Source organism: Cereibacter sediminicola (assembly GCF_007668225.1).
Lineage (GTDB): Bacteria > Pseudomonadota > Alphaproteobacteria > Rhodobacterales > Rhodobacteraceae > Cereibacter_A > Cereibacter_A azotoformans.
On sequence record NZ_VDEK01000024.1, the window covers coordinates 20179 to 39814 of the forward strand.

Annotated in this window: 16 protein-coding genes; 5 read left to right on the forward strand and 11 right to left on the reverse strand. The window is 70.4% G+C overall.

Features of this window, described 5'->3' with window-relative positions; translation table 11 throughout:
* Nucleotides 1-190 precede the first annotated feature (190 nt).
* The 4 genes from FG154_RS14640 to FG154_RS14655 all read right to left on the reverse strand — a co-directional run bounded on the left by FG154_RS14640 (nt 191) and on the right by FG154_RS14655 (nt 5974).
* Nucleotides 191-1510, reverse strand: coding sequence for a sigma-54-dependent transcriptional regulator (locus FG154_RS14640; protein WP_145109424.1), 1320 nt, complete (start codon nt 1508-1510; stop codon nt 191-193).
* Entirely contained in the window at nt 1507-3300 is a 1794-nt protein-coding gene (locus FG154_RS14645) for an ATP-binding protein (RefSeq protein ID WP_145109427.1), read from the reverse strand. The genes FG154_RS14640 and FG154_RS14645 overlap by 4 nt, the downstream gene beginning before the upstream one ends.
* 75 nt (nt 3301-3375) lie before the next feature.
* Complete coding sequence (locus FG154_RS14650) at nt 3376-4878, reverse strand: UxaA family hydrolase (RefSeq protein ID WP_145109430.1); 1503 nt, start codon at nt 4876-4878, stop codon at nt 3376-3378.
* Between the two features lie 103 nt (nt 4879-4981).
* Nucleotides 4982-5974: a zinc-binding alcohol dehydrogenase family protein gene (locus FG154_RS14655; protein WP_145109433.1), complete on the reverse strand. Its 993-nt coding sequence runs from the start codon at nt 5972-5974 to the stop codon at nt 4982-4984.
* A gap of 122 nt (nt 5975-6096) precedes the next feature.
* Between FG154_RS14655 and FG154_RS14660 the strand changes: the two genes are divergently transcribed.
* Complete coding sequence (locus tag FG154_RS14660; RefSeq protein ID WP_145109436.1) at nt 6097-6999, forward strand: GntR family transcriptional regulator; 903 nt, start codon at nt 6097-6099, stop codon at nt 6997-6999.
* Between the two features lie 109 nt (nt 7000-7108).
* A complete protein-coding gene (locus FG154_RS14665) occupies nt 7109-7738 on the forward strand; it encodes a class I SAM-dependent DNA methyltransferase (protein WP_145109439.1) in 630 nt (209 codons plus the stop codon).
* Between the two features lie 5 nt (nt 7739-7743).
* On the opposite strand, the gene FG154_RS14670 is transcribed toward FG154_RS14665, so the two are convergent.
* Nucleotides 7744-8676: a DMT family transporter gene (locus FG154_RS14670; RefSeq protein ID WP_145109442.1), complete on the reverse strand. Its 933-nt coding sequence runs from the start codon at nt 8674-8676 to the stop codon at nt 7744-7746.
* Between the two features lie 99 nt (nt 8677-8775).
* Between FG154_RS14670 and FG154_RS14675 the strand changes: the two genes are divergently transcribed.
* Nucleotides 8776-10422 (forward strand): acyl--CoA ligase family protein, encoded by a 1647-nt coding sequence (locus tag FG154_RS14675; protein ID WP_145109445.1) that lies wholly within the window; start codon nt 8776-8778, stop codon nt 10420-10422.
* A gap of 83 nt (nt 10423-10505) precedes the next feature.
* Complete coding sequence (locus FG154_RS14680; protein ID WP_145109448.1) at nt 10506-11525, forward strand: hypothetical protein; 1020 nt, start codon at nt 10506-10508, stop codon at nt 11523-11525.
* Between the two features lie 122 nt (nt 11526-11647).
* Here FG154_RS14680 and FG154_RS14685 read toward each other — a convergent pair whose 3' ends face one another.
* The 6 genes from FG154_RS14685 to FG154_RS14710 all read right to left on the reverse strand — a co-directional run bounded on the left by FG154_RS14685 (nt 11648) and on the right by FG154_RS14710 (nt 17148).
* On the reverse strand, nt 11648-12580 hold the full coding sequence (locus FG154_RS14685) for an SPOR domain-containing protein (protein ID WP_145109451.1): 933 nt from the start codon (nt 12578-12580) through the stop codon (nt 11648-11650).
* 65 nt (nt 12581-12645) lie between these two features.
* Nucleotides 12646-13278 (reverse strand): uracil phosphoribosyltransferase, encoded by a 633-nt coding sequence (upp, locus tag FG154_RS14690; protein ID WP_145109453.1) that lies wholly within the window; start codon nt 13276-13278, stop codon nt 12646-12648.
* Nucleotides 13271-14254, reverse strand: a complete 984-nt coding sequence (locus FG154_RS14695) for an adenosine deaminase (RefSeq protein WP_145109455.1) — start codon at nt 14252-14254, stop codon at nt 13271-13273. The genes upp and FG154_RS14695 overlap by 8 nt, the downstream gene beginning before the upstream one ends.
* Nucleotides 14251-15447, reverse strand: coding sequence for a phosphopentomutase (locus FG154_RS14700; RefSeq protein ID WP_145109457.1), 1197 nt, complete (start codon nt 15445-15447; stop codon nt 14251-14253). The genes FG154_RS14695 and FG154_RS14700 overlap by 4 nt, the downstream gene beginning before the upstream one ends.
* Nucleotides 15447-16754, reverse strand: a complete 1308-nt coding sequence (locus FG154_RS14705) for a thymidine phosphorylase (RefSeq protein ID WP_145109459.1) — start codon at nt 16752-16754, stop codon at nt 15447-15449. The genes FG154_RS14700 and FG154_RS14705 overlap by 1 nt, the downstream gene beginning before the upstream one ends.
* Nucleotide 16755: 1 nt before the next feature.
* A complete protein-coding gene (locus FG154_RS14710) occupies nt 16756-17148 on the reverse strand; it encodes a cytidine deaminase (protein ID WP_186312382.1) in 393 nt (130 codons plus the stop codon).
* 166 nt (nt 17149-17314) lie between these two features.
* On the opposite strand from FG154_RS14710, the gene FG154_RS14715 reads away from it, so the two are divergent.
* Nucleotides 17315-19594, forward strand: a complete 2280-nt coding sequence (locus FG154_RS14715; protein ID WP_145109462.1) for an NADP-dependent malic enzyme — start codon at nt 17315-17317, stop codon at nt 19592-19594.
* The last annotated feature ends 42 nt before the right edge of the window (nt 19595-19636 follow it).

Here is a 19636-nt window from a genome sequence, read left to right on the forward strand (position 1 = left end):
GGTCGTCGCACAGAGAGTGGGCAACCCGCGCACGACAGGCAAATGTGCGTGATGGCGGAAGCCGACCGAGATCGGTGACGAAATCATGTCGCATTTTCGGATGTTTAGGCGGCATCGCTTCGGCCAGCGGGCGGGCGTTCTGGCGATCATCCGCCAGATGCCGCTTCCATCTGGGCGGACTTTGGCCCGATCAACCGTCGCGCAGGCCGTAGCGCGCGATCTTCTCGTTCAGCGTCCGCCGGGGGATTCCCAGCCGTTCGGCGGCCAGAGCGGACGAGCCGCCGCACTCCTCCAGCGCCTCGGCAATGAGGCCGGCCTCGATCCGGGCGATGCGGTCGGGCAGCGGCAGGGGCTCGGCCTCGGCGGCCTGCGGGCCCGGGCGCAGGCCCAGCACGGCGCGCTCGGCCGCGGCCTTCAGCTCGCCCATATTGCCCGGCCAGCGGTGGCCGCGCAACGCCCGCAGGTCGGCCTCCCGCAGGGCGGGGACCGGGCGGCCGAAGCGGGCCGCGGCCTCCTCGGCAAAGCGCATGAAGAGGAGCGGGATGTCCTCGGTCCGGTCCCGCAGCGGCGGCAGGTCCAGCGTCACCGGTGAGAGGCGGTAGTAGAGATCCGCCCGGAAGCGCCCGGCCGCCACCTCGGCCGGCAGGTCCACCCGCGTCGCCGCCATGATCCGCAGATCGACCGGGCGCAGCGCGTTGGAGCCCAGCCGCTCCACCCCCCGTTCCTGCATCGCCCGCAGGAGCCGCGACTGGAGCGAGAGCGGCATGGTCTCGATCTCGTTGAAGAAGACCGTCCCTCCGCTCGCATGTTCCAGCTTGCCGATCCTCGCGGCGGCGGTGCCCGACAGATAGCCGCGCTCGTGGCCGAACAGCTCGGTCTCGAACTGCACCTCGGGCAGGCCGGCGCAATGGATCGCCACGAAGGGCCGGCGCGCGCGGCGTGAAAAGTCGTGGAAGGCGCGCGCCAGCTCTTCCTTGCCCGACCCGGTCTCTCCGCGGATCAGCAGGTCCACCGCCACGTCCGACAGATCCTGCACCATCTGGCGCAGCGCCGCGATGGCCGGCGAAGCGCCGATGAGCCGCCCTTCCAGGCGGGCCGAGGCCAGGTCCGACCAGCGGGCTGTCCGCGCCTCGCGCCGCACCCGGCGCAACTCCACCGCCCGGTCGAGAACCTCGACCAGATGCTCGGCGCCGTAGGGCTTTTCCAGAAAGTCGTGCGCGCCCATCCGCATCGCTTCGACGGCGACCGGCACGTCGCCGTGCCCCGAGAGCAGGATCACCGGCAGGTCGGGATCGGCCACGCGCAGCCGCGCCAGCACCTCCTGCCCGTCGAGGCCGGGCATCCTGAGATCCGTCACCACGCAATCGCAGCGCGAGGGATCGATCCGGGCCAGCGCCAGCGCCGCATCGGTGAAGGTCTCGACCTCGAAGCCGGACGCCTCGAGCCAGTCCGCCGCCGCCGCGCAGAGCTGGGGTTCGTCGTCGATGAAGGCGATGGAGCCGCGGGTCATGCGCGTCTGCGTAGCGCCTCGCGGCCCGGCTCGTAAAGCGCGAGATCGACCCGCGTCAGCGTTCCGCCGCCCGGCCGCTCGGCAAAGCTCAGGTGCCCCGCCATCTGGTCGAGCATGGTCCGCACGATCGAGAGGCCCAGCCCCAGCCCGCTGGTGCGGGTCGTGAAGAAGGGTTCGAGGATCTTCTCGCGCATCGCCTCGGGGATGCCGGGGCCGCGGTCGGCGATCGTCAGGCGCAGGCCCCCGCCCGCGCGCTCGAGCCGCACCTCGACCGGATCGCGCCGTCCGCCCGCCGCCGTCGCCTCGGCCGCGTTCAGGATCAGGTTCGTCGCCACCTGCTCGAGCCGGACGGCATGGCCGCGCACGGGCGGCCACTCCTGCACGGGTGGCAGGTCGAGCGTCACGCCCAGCTCGCGCAGGCGCGGGGCCAGCACCTCGGCCGCCGCGGCCAGCGCGCCGCCCATGTCCACCGCCGAGGGAGGCTCGAGCCGCTGGCGCGACCCGAAGCTCTTCAGCGCCTTCACCATCTTCTGCATCCGCACCAGCAGGTCGCGCCCCGACCGCACCGATCGCAGCGCCCGCCCCGCATCCTCGCGCCCCAGGTGCAGTTCGGCGGCCGCCAGCGTCGTGTCCAGCGCCGAGAGCGGCTGGCTCACCTCATGCACGATGGTCGAGGACATCCGCCCCAGCACCGCGAGCTTCGCCGCATGGACGAGATGTTCGTGCGTCTCGCGCAGCTCGCGCTCGGCCCGGCGGCGCTCTTCGATCTCGTGGGCCAACGCCTCGGTCCGCTCGGCCACGGCGCGCTCCAGCAGCGCATGCTGGTTCAGCCGCTCGCGCAGAAGCTGGCGGCGCTCGTGCAGCACGAGAAGGCCCGCCGAGGCGAGAAGCCCCGCCAGCGCCACGATCAGCGCCGAAAGCCGGGCGGTGGCGATGGCGGGCGCAACCGGCAGGCCGACGAGAAGCCGCCAGTCGTCGGGCGCGACCACCGCATCAGCCATGCGCAGCGCGCCACCCGCATCGGTGGCCATCGCCGGGCCCAGCGGCGCGGCCTCATCCACCGCAAGCCCGGAGTAGCGCCGCTCGGCGTGCAACAGATCCAGACTGTCCCCGTCAAGCGGGGCAAGCGGGCGGTAGAGCCAGCCCTGCGGCCCCGCCAAGAACACCACCCCCAGCGGATCGGCCAGCGCCACCGCCTCGCCCGCCCGCACCCAGGTGGCCTGCAGACCGGCCAGATCCACCTTGGCCACGGCCACGCCCAGCGGCCGCTCGGCCGTCCCGAGGCGCGAGGCGAGGAAGTAACCCGGCTTGCCGGTGGTCACCCCCACCGCGTAGTAGCGCGCCTCACCCTCGTCCAGCGCGCGGCGGAAATAGGGGCGGAAGCCGTAGTTCTGGCCGAGAAAGCTGCCGGGCTCGTTCCAGTTGCTTGCAGCCACCGTAGTGCCCGAAGGGTCGATGACATAAAGCTCGTCCACCGCCGACAGTTCGCGCACCCGGCGCAGGTAGAGGTTGGCCTCGTCCGCAGACGCCGTGCCGGCCAGCAGCGCCAGCACCCGCGCGTCCTGCCCCACCACCCCCGGCAGGTAGCGGAACCGCTCGACCTCGGTCACGACCGCATGGCGGGCGATCGTCAGCCGGTCCTGAAGGTCGGCATCGAGGGCGGCAAGCCCCGCGTAGCGGACCCCCAGGAAGGTTGCGATCGACAGGGCCAGCGTGGCCGCCAGCAGCAGGGCCCCGGTGGCGAGGCTGCCGGCACTGCGGCGGAAGGGACTGGGCACGGAACGGGGCACGGCGATCCTCCTGTCCGCATCCTGCGGCGACCTGGGCCGGAGGGGCAAGCGCCTTGCGCCCCTCTTACCCGCGGGTCAGAGCGTGGCGCCGATCTTCCACGGCACGAACTCGTTGTCGCCGTAGCCGAATTCCTCGGACTTCGACCTCTTGCCCGAGGCCGTGTCGAGCAGCAGGTCGTAGATCCGGCGGCCCATCTCCTCGAGGCTCACCCCCTCTTCGACGACCACGCCGCAGTCGATGTCCATGTCCTCGGGCATCCGGCGGGCGAGGTCGCTGTTCGAGGCGAGCTTGATCGAGGGTGCGGGCTTGGCGCCAAAGCAGGAGCCGCGTCCCGTGGTGAAGGCGATGAGGTTCGCTCCCGAAGCCACCTGCCCCGTGGCCGCCACCGGGTCATAGCCGGGGCTGTCCATATAGACGAGGCCCGGAATGCGGATCGGCTCGGCATAGGCGAAGGCGCCCGCAACCGGCGAGAGCCCGCCCTTGGCCACGGCGCCAAGGCTCTTCTCGAGGATCGTGGTCAGCCCGCCGCGCTTGTTCCCCGGCGAGGGGTTGTTGTCGAGCGAGGCGCCGTTCCTCGCGGCATAGTCGCGCCACCAGTCGATCATGCCCTCGATGCGGCGGCCCGTCCCGGCGTCGGCGCGCGCGATCAGCAGATGTTCGGCGCCATAGATCTCCGGCGTCTCCGAGAGGATCGAGGTGCCCCCCGCCGCCACCAGCATGTCCGAGGCCACACCCAGCGCGGGGTTCGCCGTGATGCCCGAGAACCCGTCCGAGCCGCCGCACTGCATCCCCAGCACCAGCTTCGAGACCGGCTGCTCGCTGCGCCGGTCCTGATCGGCCGCCGCGCAGATCGGCTCGAGCAGCTCCAGCGCGCGCCGCAGGGCCGAGGCCGAGCCGCCGACGTCCTGGATGTTGAAGATGCCGATGCGTTCCTCGGTCCAGTCGGTGCGCTTGTACAGCGTGAGCTGGTTGACCTCGCAGCCCAGCCCCACGATCAGCACGCCGCCGAAGTTCGGATGGTCGCGGTAGCCCTTGAGCACGCGCACCAGCGCGTCGAACCCTTCGCCCGCGCTCGCCATGCCGCAGCCCTGATCGTGCACGATGGGCGCAAAGCCGTCGATGCCCGGAAAGCGCGGCAGCAGCGTCCGGTTCGCGGCCTCGGCGATGGCGTTGCAGACGGTCGAAGAGCAGTTCACCGAGGCCATGATGCCGATGTAGTTCCGCGTCCCCACCCGCCCGTCGGGGCGCAGGTAGCCCTGGAAGGTCTGCCGCTCGGGCGCGGCACGGAGCTTGCCCTTGGCGTCAGAGCGGTCCGAGTGGCTGTCGGACATGGCGCAATTGTGGCTGTGAACATGATCGCCCGGCGCGATGTCGGCCGTCGCCACGCCCATCACCTGCCCGTATTTCACCACCGGCGCGCCCACGGGCATCGCCACCACCGCGAACTTGTGGCCGAGCGGCACATCGGCGCGCAGCGTCACCCCCAGCGCCTCCTCGCCCGAGGGCAGGGGGCGAAGCGCGATACCCACCGTGTCGGCGGGGCTCAGATGCATGAAGGCGGGGCGGCTTGCGGTCATTCGCGGGCTCTCTTCAGGATGGCGGTCGGGCCGGACGTGCGGTTGACGGGGCGGGCAGAAGTCCCGCGGCGGGCGCAAGGTCATGCCCGCCCCGGGACGGATCTCAGACGCGGATGATCGCCTTGATCAGGGTGCCCCGGTCCTCGGCCCAGAGAGGCAGGTTGGCGACGGCATCCTCGAAGCTGGTCGCGTGCGTTGCCAGCGCCCCGACCGGCACGCGGCCGTCGCGGATGCAGGCGATCACATGCTCGAAATCCTCCTTCAGCGCGTTCCGGCTCGCAAAGAGGGCGGTTTCGCGCTTGTGAAACTCGGGATCGGCAAAGCAGAGGTCGCCCTTCACCACCGAGAGCAGCACATAGGACCCGCCATGAGCCACATGTTGCAGGCCCGCGTTCATCGCCCGGATGTTGCCGGTCGCGTCGAACACCACGTCGTAGGCGGCGGGGATCTCGACCCCGACCAGTTCGAACCGGGCCTCGGGCAGGACCTTCCGCGCCAGCGCAAGCCGCGAGGCCGACGTGTCGCGCAGCGTCACCTCGGCCCCCTCGATCGCCGCGAAAAGCGCGGCCCCGATCCCGATCGGCCCCGCCCCCACCACGAGCGCCGACATGCCCGCGCGCACGCCGCCCCGCCGCACCCCATGCGCGCCGATGGCCAGGAACTCGACCATGGCGGCCGATTGCTCGGTCAAGCCCTCGGCCGAATAGACGTTGCCCTCGGGCACCACGATTTCCTCGCACATGCCGCCGTCGGTATGAACGCCAAGCACGGCGATGTTCTCGCAGCAGTTGGGCTTGCCGGCCCGGCAGGCCCGGCAGGTGCCGCAGGTGAGGTAGGGGTTTATCACCACCAGATCGCCCTCGGCGATGCGCCCGTCGGCCGAAGGCTCCATCGCGCGGCCGGACAGTTCGTGGCCCATGATGCGCGGATAGGCCAGGAACGGCTGATGACCGGCATAGATGTGATAGTCGGTGCCGCAGATGCCCACCTGAAGGATGCGCACCCGGACATGACCCGGCTTGGCTTCAGGGCGGGGGCGGTCCTGCTGCTCGAACCGGCCGGGTTCGACGCAGACGAGGGCTTTCATCAGGCTCATGGGTCACTTTCGCATGGAGGGCTCGTGTCGGAGCGTCTTGCCCGGCATCGACGTTTTTTATTTAATAAGAACCGTTCGCGTCAAATCAATTCCTGCGGACAGCCGATGGCAAGGGGAGTTGCATGGCGCGCGACAGGAACCTGTTCAAGATGCTGGTGAATCGGCTGCTCGACCGGCTCGGGGGGCTGCCACCGGGGGCCGAGCTGGGCTCCGAGGGCGAGCTTGCGGCCGAGCTTCAGGCCAGCCGGACAACGATCAGGGCCGTTCTGGCGCATCTCGCCGAGGCGGGCCTCCTGTCGTGGGAGGGGCGGCGCAAGGTGCTGCTCCGCCCGCCCTGCCCCGCCGACCGTTTCGACGAGGGCGAGACGCGCCGGCGGCAGGAACTGGTCGAGGAGCCCTTCCTCGCCTGGGTGCTGCAGGGCGACCTGCCGCCCGGAATGCTGCTGCACGAATCCGACCTCGCCCGGCGGTTCGGCGTGCCGCTGGCGACGGTGCGCGAGTTCCTGATCCGGTTCGAGCCGTTCGGCCTGATCGAGAAGCAGCCGAACCGGCACTGGGTGCTCAAGGGGTTTACGCGCGCCTTTGCCGAGGAGATGTTCGCCGTCCGCAAGATGTTCGAGTGCCACGCGCTGTCGGGCCTTCTGGCCGAGGCCGCCCGCGGCGGCGCGCTGCGCGCCGAGCTTGAATCGCTGCGCACCGAGCACGAGGCCATGGCCGCCGGGCCCGAGGCGGGGCTGGCGGCCTTTCCCGCGCTCGATGCGCGCTTTCACCGGCTGCTCTGCCGCGCGGCGCGCAACCGCTTCATCCTCGACTTCAGCCGGACGATCTCGATCATCGTCCATTTCCACTACCGCTGGAACAAGCGCGACGAGCTGCGCCGGAACCGGGCCGCGCTGGCCGAGCATCTCGACCTCATTGCGGCCGTGCTGGCGGGCGATGCCGGGGGCGCCCGCGCCGCGCTGGAGGCCCATCTCGCCACCGCCTACCGCACCCTCATGGATTCGGTCACCTGGGCCGAGGCCTGAGATCCTGAAACCGGATGCAAGGTCGCAGGCCGCCGACATTTGTCCGCGTTCCGCATCGCCGCGCCCGCCGCTATGATCCCGCGCGGGGCTGGCAGCGCGAGGGGACGGAATGGCACAGCATCACGGGCATCTGGGGGCGGTCTATGGCGCGGCCGGACCGCAGGAGGTGGCGGCGCTCTACGACCGCTGGGCCGAGACCTACGAAAGCGAGATGGCCCGCGCGGGCTACCGCCATCCGGCCGTGGGCGTGGCGCTTCTGGCCCGCCACCTGCCCCGCGGCGCCCGGCCGGTGCTCGACGCCGGCGCGGGAACCGGCCTCCTGGGGGAATGGCTGGGGATCGTGGGCTATCCCGAGGTGGAGGCGCTCGACATCTCGGCCGGGATGCTCGAGGTGGCCCGCTCCAAGGGGATCTACTCGCGCTTCCACAACCTGCCGCTCGGGGCGGCGCTGCCGTTCCGGGACGGCGGCTTTGCGGGGATCATCTCGACCGGGGTCTTCACCACCGGCCATGTCGGCGCCGAAGCCCTGCCCGAGCTTCTGCGGATCTGCCGCCCCGGCGGGGTGATCGTGCTGACCGTGAAGGAGTCGCTCTGGCAGGGCGGGTTCGCCGTCAGTCTCGAGGCGGCGGTGGCCTCGGGGCGCGTCAGCCTCGCCGAGATGACCGATCCCTACGTCTCGATGCCCGGCGAGCCCGGAACCACGCCCAGCCGGGCCGTGGCCCTGCGCGTCACCCCCTGACCGGGCTACTCGGCCGCGACCGGCGGCGCGGACTTGCGCCCGCCGAGCGCGATCGTGGCCCCGGCCAGCGCGATCAGCGCCATGCCCGCAACGGCCATCGGCGAGAGCGTCTCGGACCAGAGCAGCCAGCCCCAGAAGGCGGAGGCGGGCAGGATGATGTATTCGAACACCGACACCCGGCTGGCCGTCGCCACCTGGTAGGCCCGGATCATCATGCCGACCGCAAAGAGCGAGCCCGCCGCCTGCACGAAGGTCCAGAACCAGAAGCCCTGCGACGGCAGGACGAGGCCGCGCATCACGAATCCATCCGCCCCTTGCGGCACAGGCAACGGAAAGAGCCCGAGCACGATCAGCCCCAGCGCGCCCATAACCCCCAGCGCCACGAAGAAACCGGCCAGCAGCGTGCCCGCGCTCTCTTGTGCGCACCAGGCGCGGGTGGCGATGTTGCCCATGCCGTAGAGCAGGCCCGCCGCAACCGGCAGCGCCGCCGCCAAGCTCGCCCCCGCCATCGCCTCGGGCCCCAGCACGAGCAGCACGCCGGCGAAACCCACCAGCACCGCCAGCACCCGCAGCGGCCCGATCCGCTCGCCATACACGAAGCGCGAAATGACAAGCACGAAGATCGGCGCTGTGAAAAGCCCGGCGGCCACCTGTGCCACGGGCAGAAAGGCCAGCGCGCCGAAGTAGATCAGCATCGCCGCGCCGTGGATCGCCGAGCGGGCCGTCACCGCCCGCCAGTCCACCGGCCTGAGACGCAGCCGCAGGACCAGCGCCGCCACCGCCAGGATGGTCAGCGCCAGGACCGAGCGCGTCAGATGGAACTGCCACAGCCCCGCCTCGGCGGCGATGACGCGCACATAATTGTCCGTGAATCCGATCACCACGGCATAGAGCGCGATGAAGCCGGCGGCAGCCAGCGTCCGGTCATGGGAAATCATCCGCTCTCCTCCTCGTTCGGCCCTTCCCTAAATGCCGATCCCGCGCCATTCTGCGCGCCGGAAAACGACATATCCGGCACAACGAGGGGAGGCGTTGCAATGGGTTGGCTTGCCGACGAGCGCGGACTGGAAAAATGCGCGGCGAACCACGCGCCGCTCACGCCGCTGTCGCACCTCAGGCGAGCCGCGGACGTGCATGCCGAGCGCACCGCGCTGGTGCACGGCTCGATCCGCCTCACCTACGGTGAGTATCACGCCCGCGTCAGCCGCCTTGCCTCGGCGCTCGCGGGCATGGGCATCCAGCCGGGCGATGTGGTGGCGACGATCCTTCCCAACATAGCGGCCCATGCCGAGGCGCATTTCGGCGTGCCCGCCTGCGGCGCGATCCTGAACGCGATCAACACCCGCCTCGACCTCGATACGGTGACCTACATCCTCGAGCATGGCGGCGCCAAGCTCGTCCTGTGCGACACGGCCTTCCTCAAGCTGGCCTCCGAGGCCGCGGCACGGCTCGGGGCCAGGGCGCCCGTCATCGTCGAGGTCTGCGACCGCGAGTCCGGCTTCACCCCCAGCGGCGACTTCCTGGAATATGAAGAGCTGATGGCCCGCGGCAATCCCTGGGCCGAGTGGGTGATGCCCGAGGACGAATGGGAGAGCCTGGCCCTCAACTATACATCGGGCACGACGGGTCGCCCCAAGGGCGTGGTCTATCACCACCGCGGCGCCTATCTCGCGACCTACGGCAATGCGATCGCCTGGCGGATGCAGCTATTCCCGGTCTATCTGACCATCGTGCCGCTCTTTCACTGCAACGGCTGGTGCCACACCTGGATGGTGCCCATGTTGGGCGGCACGGTCGTCTGCTGCCGCGACATCACTGCAAGGGCGATCTATGCGGCCATCGCCGACGAGCGCGTGACCCATTTCGGCGGCGCGCCGATCGTGCTGAACACATTGATCAACGCAGCCCCCGAGGATCGGCGCCACTTCGATCATGTGGTCGAGGTCTTTACCGCCGGTGCGCCTCCGCCGGCGGCCACGCTGGCCGCGATCGAGCCGCTGGGCTTCAACGTGACCCAGGTCTATGGCCTGACCGAAGTCTACGGACCCGCGACGGAGTGCATCTGGAAGCCCGAATGGGAGGGAACAACCGGCGACGAGCGCGCCGCGCTGAAGGCGCGGACGGGCGTGGCCATGGCGACGCTGGAAGGCGCCGAGGTGCACGACACCCACGGCCAGCCGATCCCGCGCGACACGGTGCATCTGGGCGAGATCGCGATGCGCGGCAACATGGTGATGAAGGGCTATTACAAGAACCCCGAGGCCACGGCCGAAGCCTTCCGGGACGGCTGGTTCCGCTCGGGCGACATCGCCTTCCAGCACGAGGACGGCTACATCAAGATCACCGACCGCGCCAAGGACATCATCATCTCGGGCGGCGAGAACGTGAGCTCGGTCGAGGTCGAGGGGGTGATCGCCCATCACCCGGCCGTCAGCCTCTGCGCCGTGGTGGCCAAGCCCGACGAGCGGTGGGGCGAGGTGCCCTGCGCCTTCGTCGAGCTGAAGCGCGGCCGCGAAGCCACCGAGGACGAGATCATCGCCTTCGCGCGCGAGCGGCTGGCCGGTTTCAAGACACCCAAGCAGGTGATCTTCTGCGAGTTGCCCAAGACCTCGACCGGCAAGATCCAGAAGTTCGAGCTGCGCGCGGTTGCCAAGCTGGCCGTGGAGACGGAAGAGGCCCGTTGATTGTGGGTGGCGGTGATTGTGACTGACGGTGAGGCAGGCTATCGTCGCGCGGCAGGAACTCAGGGCCGGGGCCGACCGCGCGCATGACGGCGCTGAAGAAATACCAGAAACTCGAATGCACGGGCCTCTGGCGCAGCGCGCCGGGCGAGCAACGGCGCGAGGTGGTCGTCAACTTCGGCGAAGCGTCGCTGATCATGTCCGATCCGCGCACCGAGCAGGCGCTGTCGCACTGGTCGCTGCCCGCGGTCGAGCGGTTGAACCCTGGCGAGCGGCCCGCCCTCTACGCGCCGGGCGCCGATTCCGACGAAACGCTCGAGATCGAGGACGGCGACATGATCGCGGCCCTCGGCACGGTGCACGAGGCGCTGGTCTCGGCGCGGCCGCATCCGGGGCGGCTGCGCACCACGATCCTCGCCGGCGCCAGCGCCCTCATCCTGACCTTGGGCATCTTCTGGCTGCCGGGGGCGCTGGTGGATCATACGGTGGCCGTCGTGCCGCCTGCCACGCGGGCCGAGATCGGCCGCCTCGTGCTGGCCGACATGATCCGCCTGACCGGCAAGCCCTGCGCGGAGCCGCTGGGCCGGCGGGCGGCGGACCGGCTGGCGCGGCGGCTCTTTGGCGAAGAGCGGATGCGGATCCTCGTGGTGCGCGACGGGGTGCGGACGCCGGTCTATCTGCCGAACCGCCAGATCCTTTTTGGCCGCACGATGGTCGAGACGGCGGAAGAGCCCGAGGTTCTGGCCGGTCACGCCCTTGCGCTGCAACTGCACGCGCGCCAGCAGGACCCGCTGATCCCCGTGCTCGAGCATGCGGGGCTCACCGCCACCTTCCGCCTGCTGACCACGGGGAACCTGCCCTCGGATGCCGTTCAGGGCTATGCGGCGGAACTCCTGCGACGGGCGGCCGCGCCGCTTTCCGAACAGACCCTGATCGCACGGTTCGAGGAGGCGGCGGTGGCCGCGACGCCCTACGCCTTCGAGCTTGATCCCACGGGCGAGTCCGTGCTGGACCTCATCGAGGCGGACGACCTGCGCAGGGGCTCGGTCCGGCCCGTGCTGACCGACGAGGACTGGGTCAGCCTGCAGGGCATCTGCGCGGACTGAGCCGCGCGGTCATTCGCGAAGCGCGAAATGCAGAAGGCGGTGCCGGCAGGAAAAGACGCGCCCCGCCGCACAAGCGAGGGGCGCGAGGTTTATGGCTGCCCGGGTTTCCGATTGCCCTGTATCTAGCGGATGAATGCGTCGTGAAATCCGGCCCGGCGCAGATCGCGCAGCACGCCGCGGGTTGCGGTGCGGTCCTCGAACGGCCCGGCGAGGATGATCTCGAGGGCGCCGCCTTCAGCCACCGCGACCGGCAGGCCCAGGGCGGTGAGGCGCTGCCGCGTGCCGATGGCGTTGCCGGGACGGGCGAACGCGCCCACCTGCACATAATGCCCGGCCGCCCGGCTGGCCTGTCGAACGTCGGGGGCGCGCGAGAGCAGCGCCATCTCGGGCGCCGGCAGTCGGGGGACGCGCGCGCCCTGCAACCCTCCGCCGGGGCGCGTGCACAGAAGCGTCGAGCCTCCGTCTGAGGTTGCGAAGCGGCGGGGGCGCGGCGCCGAGGCCGGGCAGGAGACACCCGACGGCAGGTCGGCGGCGGCCCGGATCTCGTCTGGCCCGAGCGTCAGCCGCCGCAGGGCCAGCGCCTCGGTGGCATCGGCAGGCTGGATCGTCACGGGCTGCGGCTTGTGCCTGCGCGCGGCCGTGCGGCGCGGAGCGGGCTCGGCCACGGCAGCCGCGACCGTCGCCCGCGCGGCATCGGCCGCAGCCTGCGCCGTGGAACCGGCCGTTGGCGCCCGCTCCGCAGGAGTGTCACCCTGCGGCGCTGCCGCCTCGCCCTCCGGCGGCAGGGGCAGGGCCTCGGCAACGGCCGGTGCGGGCTCGGCGACCGCGAGGGACGGAGGATAGCCGCAGAGCGGCTTGCGGTCCGGCGTCACGCGCGGAACCCACGTCACCGCCCCGCCCAGGCCCGCGCGCAGGAAGACGCAGCCCTGACTGTCCACATATTGCGGGCCGCGGAAGCTGTCCGGCGGCATCTCGGCCGGGGCACCCTGCGCAAGGGCCAGACCCGTCCCTGTGACCAGAGCGCAGATCGCGGCGGAGACAGCCTTGGACAGCATGGAAACTCCCATCGAACCTCGGGCGATCTTGCCTCGGGCCGGGCCTTCTGTAAAGGCGCTTTACCTTATTTGGTGCCGAACATCCGGTCTCCCGCATCCCCTAGACCAGGGACAATATATCCATGGTCATTAAGCCTTTCGTCCACAGCTGCTGTCACGATCGGCACGTCGGGGTGGGCCTCCTTCATGCGCTCGATGCCCTCGGGCGCGGCCAGCAGGCAGAGGAAGCGGATGTTCTTCGCGCCCTTTTCCTTCAGCAGGTCGATGGCCGCGACCGAGGAGTTGCCGGTGGCCAGCATCGGATCGACGGCGATCACCAGACGATCCTCGAGCGCCTCGGGCACCTTGGCGTAATATTGCACGGGCTTCAGCGTCTCGGGGTCGCGGTAGAGGCCGATGAAGCCCACCCGCGCCGCCGGCACCAGTTCGAGGATGCCGTCGAGCAGCCCGTTGCCCGCCCGCAGGATCGAGATCAGCGCCAGCTTCTTGCCGTCGAGGATCGGCGCGTCCATCTCGCAGATCGGCGTCTCGATCCGTGTCGTCGTCATGTCCAGCTCGCGCGTGACCTCATAGGCCAGAAGCAGGCTGATCTCGCGCAGGAGCCGGCGGAACCCGGCCGTCGAGGTCTCCTTGTTGCGCATGATCGTCAGCTTGTGCTGCACGAGCGGGTGGGTCACGACGGTCAGATGGTCAAGCATGGTCGGGCTCCAGTAGCTTGGCGATGCGGGCGCGGGTATCGGTGTCGCAGAAGGCCGCGTCAAGGGCGGTGCGCGCGAGGGTGCGGAACACGCCCTCGTCCCAGTCGAAGGCCTCGGCCAGCCGGTCGTATTCGCGCGCCATGGTGGTGTGGAAGAAGGGCGGATCGTCGGTCGAGACGGTGACCTTGACGCCGCGGTGGAAGAGTTCGCCGATCGGGTGCTTGCGCCAGCCGGGATAGAGGCCGAGCGCGATGTTCGAGCCGGGGCAGCATTCGAGCACGATGCCCCGCTCGGCCAGCTCGTCCACCAGCGCCAGATCCTCGATCGCGCGCACCCCGTGGCCGATGCGCTCGACGCGCAGGTCGCCGAGGGCGTCGCGGACGCTGTCGGGCCCGCCCCATTCACCGGCATGGCAGGTCAGCCGCAGCCCGGCCTCACGCGCCATGTCGAAGGACCAGGCGAAGTCCCGCGGTTTGCCCGCCTTCTCGTCTCCGGCCAGGCCGAAGCCCACGACGAAGCGCCCCGCGGTCTCGGCGGCGCAGAGCGCGGTCTCCTTCGCCTTGTCGGGGCCGAAATGGCGGATCGGCGTGACGATGGCGCGCAGGGTGACGCCCATCGTCCGCTCGGCCTCGGCGGCGGCCTCCTCGATGGCGTGGAGATATTCGCGCCACGCCCCCAGATCGCGGCCGCCGCAGAAATCGGGCGAGAGGAAGGTTTCGGAATAGATCACGCCCGAGGCCGCGCTTTCCTCCAGCACGGCAAGCGTCAGGCGGCGGTAGTCGTCGGGGCTGGTGAGGACGGAGGTCGCCGCCTCATAGACCTTCAGGAAATGCCAGAAGTCGGTGTAGGCGTAGCTTCCGTCGGGCGCGAAGATGCCCGAGATGTCGATGTTCTTCTCGCGCGCGAGGCCCCGGATGAACGCGGGTGGCGCGGCCCCTTCGAGATGGAGGTGAAGCTCGATCTTCGGCAGGCTCATGGCAGCGCCCTCCCCGGCCCCGGGTTGGGCAGGCCCAGATGGGCCGCCACGGTCGCCGCCACATCCGCATAGGCGCAAAGGCCGAGCGGCCCGGCGCCCGTGCCCGCGATCAGCACCGGCACCCGCTCGCGCGTGTGCTCGGTGCCGCGAAAGGTGGGGTCGTTGCCGTGGTCGGCGGTGAAGAACGCCATGTCGCCGGGCCGGAGGCGGGCGAGGAAGCCTCCTGCCCGCCCGTCGAACCATTCGAGCGCCCGTGCGTAGCCCGCCACGTCGCGCCGGTGGCCGTAGAGCGTGTCGAACTCCACGAAGTTGGCGAAGATCAGGGCACCGTCCTCGGCCGTCTCGGCCAGACCGTCCAGCCGGTCAAAGAGGGCGGCATCGTCGCGCCCCTTGTGGAGCTGCCCGATCCCGCGGTGCGAGAAGATGTCGCCGATCTTGCCGACCGCATGGGTCGTCCGCCCCGCCGCCGCCGCCACATCGAGGAGCGTCGGCGCCGGAGGCGCGATGGCATAGTCGCGCCGGTTCGGCGTGCGGGTGAAGGCCCCCGGCTGCCCGACGAAGGGACGCGCGATCACCCGGCCCACGCGCATCCCATGGACGGTGGGCGCCAGCCCCTCGCACAGCGCCAGCAGCCGGTCGAGCCCGAAGCTCTCTTCATGGGCGGCGATCTGGAGCACGCTGTCGGCCGAGGTGTAGCAGATCGGCCAGCCGGTGCGCAGGTGCTCTTCTCCCAGCGCGTCGATGATGGCCGTGCCCGAGGCGTGGCGGTTGCCGAGGATGCCATCGGTGCCCGCCCGCCGGCAGATCTCGGCGGTGAGCTCCTCGGGGAAGGAGGGGCAGGAGTCGGGGAAATAGTGCCAGTCCCAGGGCACCGGCACGCCGGCCAGCTCCCAGTGGCCCGAGGGCGTGTCCTTGCCCTTCGAGACCTCGGTCGCGGCGCCCCAGCGCCCTGCGGGATCGGCGCCGAGACCGGGCGGAAGAAGGCCCGAGGCAAGCTCCACCGCCCGCCCGAGGCCCAGCGCGTCGAGCACGGGCAGCCGCAGCGGGCCGCTGCGTCCGGTGTCGGCATGGCCCTCGGCGCAGGCCTCGGCGATGTGGCCGAGCGTGTTGGCGCCCTCATCGCCAAAGGCCGCAGCGTCGGGCGCCCCGCCGCATCCCACCGAATCCATCACGATGAGAAAGGCGCGCGGCATCAGGCGATCCTCGCATGGACGAGCGGCGGTTCGGCGGGCTCCTGATCCGAGATCACATACGCCGCCTGGATCGCCGATATGGCCGCCTCGGCATCCGCCTCGGTGGCGGCATGGACCATCGCAAGCGGCAGATCCTCGGACACTTCCTCGCCGATGCCCGCGATGTCGGCGAGACCCACCGACGGGTTCACCCGATCGGTTTCACGCAGCCTGCCCCCGCCGAGCCGCACGACCGCCTGGCCCAGCGCCGCCGTGTCGATCCGCAGCACGAAACCCGTGCGCAGGCTGGGCACCTCGCGCATCACCGGGGCCGAAGGCAGCCGGTCGGGCCATCGCTCGACGAAATCGACGGGCCCGCCCTGCGCCGCCACCATGCGGGCGAAATATTCGGCGGCGTGGCCGCTTTCCAGCGCCTGCTCGATCCGGTGCGCGCCATCCTCGGCGTCGGCGGCCAGCCCGCCCAGCGCCAGCGCCTCGCCGCCCAGCGCCACCGTCACATCCCAGAGGGCCGCGTTGATCGAGGTGCCGGTCAGCGTCTCCATCACCTCGATCACTTCGAGCGCATTGCCCGCCGCGGTGGCGAGCGGCTGGCTCATGTCGGTGATGAGCGCCGAGGTCATGCAGCCCGCCCCCTGCGCCGTGCCCACCAGGGCACGCGCCAGCGCCTCGGCCTCGTCCATCGACTTCATGAAGGCACCCGAGCCCACCTTCACGTCGAGCACCAGCCCCTCGAGCCCGGCCGCGAGCTTCTTGGACAGGATCGAGGCGGTGATGAGGTCGATCGACTCGACCGTGCCGGTCACGTCGCGGATCAGGTAGAGCCGCCGGTCCGCCGGGGCCATGCTCTCGTCGGCGGCGACGATGGCGCAGCGCACATCCTCGATCTGCCCGCGCAGGCGGTCCTCACCAAGAGCGACCCGAAAGCCCGGGATCGACTCGAGCTTGTCCAGCGTGCCGCCGGTGTGGCCGAGCCCGCGGCCCGAGATCATCGGCACATAGGCCCCGCAGGCGGCAAGCGCCGGCGCCAGCAGCAGCGAGGTGCAATCGCCGATCCCGCCCGTCGAATGCTTGTCGAGCACCGGCCCCGGCAGGTCCCATTCGAGCACACGGCCCGAGTCGCGCATGGCGCGGGTGAGCGCCACGCGCCCCTCCTCGCCCAGACCCTGCAGGCAGACCGCCATGGCGAAGGCGCCGGCCTGCGCGTCGGTGACATGGCCCGAGGCAAGCCCCTGCGCGAACCAGCCGAGTTCGGCCGCCGAGGGAACCTCGCCGCGGCGCAGCTTGGCGTTGATCGAACGCGCGTCCACGTCAGGCCCTGTCCATATGCGCGGCGCGGAACACCCCGGGCAGCAGGTCGGCGACCGTGGTCCGCAGGGTCTGGCCGTCGGTGGTGCAGAGCGTGACGGAAACCTCGGGCGCGGCGAATTCGGCGATCTTCTGACGGCAGCCGCCGCAGGGGGGCACGGGCTCCGGGCTGTCGGCGATCACCACCATCTCGGCGATCCGCGTCTCGCCCGCGGCCACCATCGCGGCGATGGCGCCGGCCTCGGCGCAGGTCCCCTCGGGGTACGCCACATTCTCGACATTGCAGCCCGCATGGACGGTGCCCGAGACCGTGCGCAGCGCCGCCCCGACCTTGAAGCGGGAATAGGGGGCGTAGGCGTTCTCGCGCACCGCCGTGGCGGCTTCGAGCAGGGACATGAGGTCCTCCATTTCAATTGCGCCGACTTTGGGACGTGGGCGCCCCGGATGCAAGCGGAGGCCTTGGCCGTTCCGGTGGCGCAAGTCCGCTCGGCAGGCGACCGCTTCGCGGTTGCGTGGGGCGGCAGATGGTTTAGTGCTGAACCATCGGAAAGGGAGGCGAGGAATGGACGAGGCACGGCAGGACAACGCACGCCATGCGGCGCTGGATTATCACGAGTTCCCGCAACCGGGAAAACTCGAGATCCGGGCGACGAAGCCTCTGGCCAACGGCCGCGACCTTGCCCGCGCCTACTCGCCCGGCGTGGCCGAGGCCTGCCTCGAGATCAAGGCGGACCCGTCCACGGCCAGCCGCTACACCGCGCGCGGAAACATGGTGGGGGTGGTGACGAACGGCACCGCCGTCCTCGGGCTGGGCAACATCGGGGCGCTGGCCGCCAAGCCCGTGATGGAGGGCAAGGCCGTCCTGTTCAAGAAGTTCGCCGGCATCGACTGTTTCGACATCGAACTGGCCGAGCCCGACCCGGTGAAGCTGGCCGAGATCGTCTGCGCGCTCGAGCCGACCTTCGGCGCCATCAACCTCGAGGACATCAAGGCGCCCGACTGTTTCGTGGTGGAAAAGATCTGCCGCGAGCGGATGAACATTCCCGTCTTCCATGACGACCAGCACGGCACGGCCATCGTGGTGGGTGCGGCCGCGACCAACGCGCTCCATGTGGCCGGCAAGCGGTTCGAGGACATCAAGGTGGTCTCGACCGGCGGCGGCGCGGCCGGCATCGCCTGCCTCAACATGCTGCTGAAGCTGGGGGTGAAGCGCGAGAACGTCTGGCTCTGCGACATTGCGGGCCTCGTCTGGAAGGGCCGCGAGGCCGAGATGACGCCGCAAAAGGCCGAATATGCGCAGCAGAGCGACCTGCGCACGCTGGCCGAGGTGATCGTGGGCGCCGACCTCTTCCTCGGCCTGTCCGGTCCCGGCGTTCTGACGCCGGCGATGGTGGCGCGGATGGCCGAGCGGCCGATCGTCTTTGCGCTGGCGAACCCGACGCCCGAGATCCTGCCCGACGAGGTGCGCTCGGTTCGCCCGAACGCGATCATCGCCACGGGCCGCTCGGACTATCCCAATCAGGTCAACAACGTCCTCTGCTTCCCCTTCATCTTCCGCGGCGCGCTCGACGTGGGGGCCACCACGATCAACGACGAGATGCAGCTGGCCTGCATCGAGGGGATCGCGAGCCTTGCGCGCGCCACCACCAGCGCCGAGGCCGCCGCCGCCTACAAGGGCGAACGGATGAGCTTCGGCCCCGACTACCTGATCCCGAAGCCGTTCGACCCGCGGCTGATCGGGGTCGTGGCCCTTGCCGTCGCGCGCGCAGCAATGGAAAGCGGCGTCGCCAGCCGCCCGATCGCGGACCTCGCGGCCTACCGGCGCAAGCTCGACGGCTCGGTCTTCCGCTCGGCGCTGATCATGCGTCCGGTCTTCGAGGCCTCGGCCGCCGAATCGCGCCGCATCGTCTTTGCCGAGGGCGAGGACGAGCGCGTGCTGCGCGCCGCCAACGCGGTGCTGGAAGAGACCGTCCACAAGCCCATCCTGATCGGCCGCCCCGAGGTGGTCGAGATGCGCTGCGAACGCGCGGGCCTGCCGATCCGGCCGGGCCGCGACTTCGACCTCGTGAACCCCGAAAACGACCCGCGTTACCGCGACTACTGGGAGAGCTACCACGCGCTGATGGCGCGCAGGGGCGTGACCCCCGACACCGCCCGCGCCGTCATGCGAACGAACACCACCGCCATCGGCGCCATCATGGTGCAGCGGGGCGAGGCCGACAGCCTGATCTGCGGCACCTACGGGCAGTATCTGTGGCACCTGAACTACGTCACCCAGATCCTCGCGCACCACGGCCGCCGGCCGATCGGGGCCCTGTCGCTGATGATCCTCGAGGACGGGCCGCTGTTCATCGCCGACACGCATGTCCACCACGAGCCCACCCCGGACGAGATCGCCGAGACGGTGATGGGCGCCGCACGCCATGTCCGCCGCTTCGGCCTCGCGCCCAAGGTCGCGCTCTGCTCTTCGTCGCAGTTCGGCAACCTCGACTGCTCGACCGGCCGCCGCATGCGGGCCGCGCTGGAGATTCTCGACCAGCGCCGGCCGGACTTCGCCTATGAGGGCGAGATGCACATCGACGCCGCGCTGGATGAGAGCATCCGTGACCGGATCTTCCCCGGAGGACGCTTCGAAGGACCGGCAAACGTGCTCGTCTTCGGCAATTCCGACGCCGCGTCCGGTGTGCGCAACATTCTCAAGGTGAAAGCGAACGGACTCGAGGTCGGCCCGATCCTGATGGGCATGGGCAACCTCGCCCACATCGTGACCGCTTCGATTACGGCGCGCGGACTGCTGAACATGTCGGCTCTCGCGGGAACCCCGGTCACGCACTACGGCTGACTTCTTCTCACCCCGACAAGATCCGCCAGCCTCCTGCGGCCG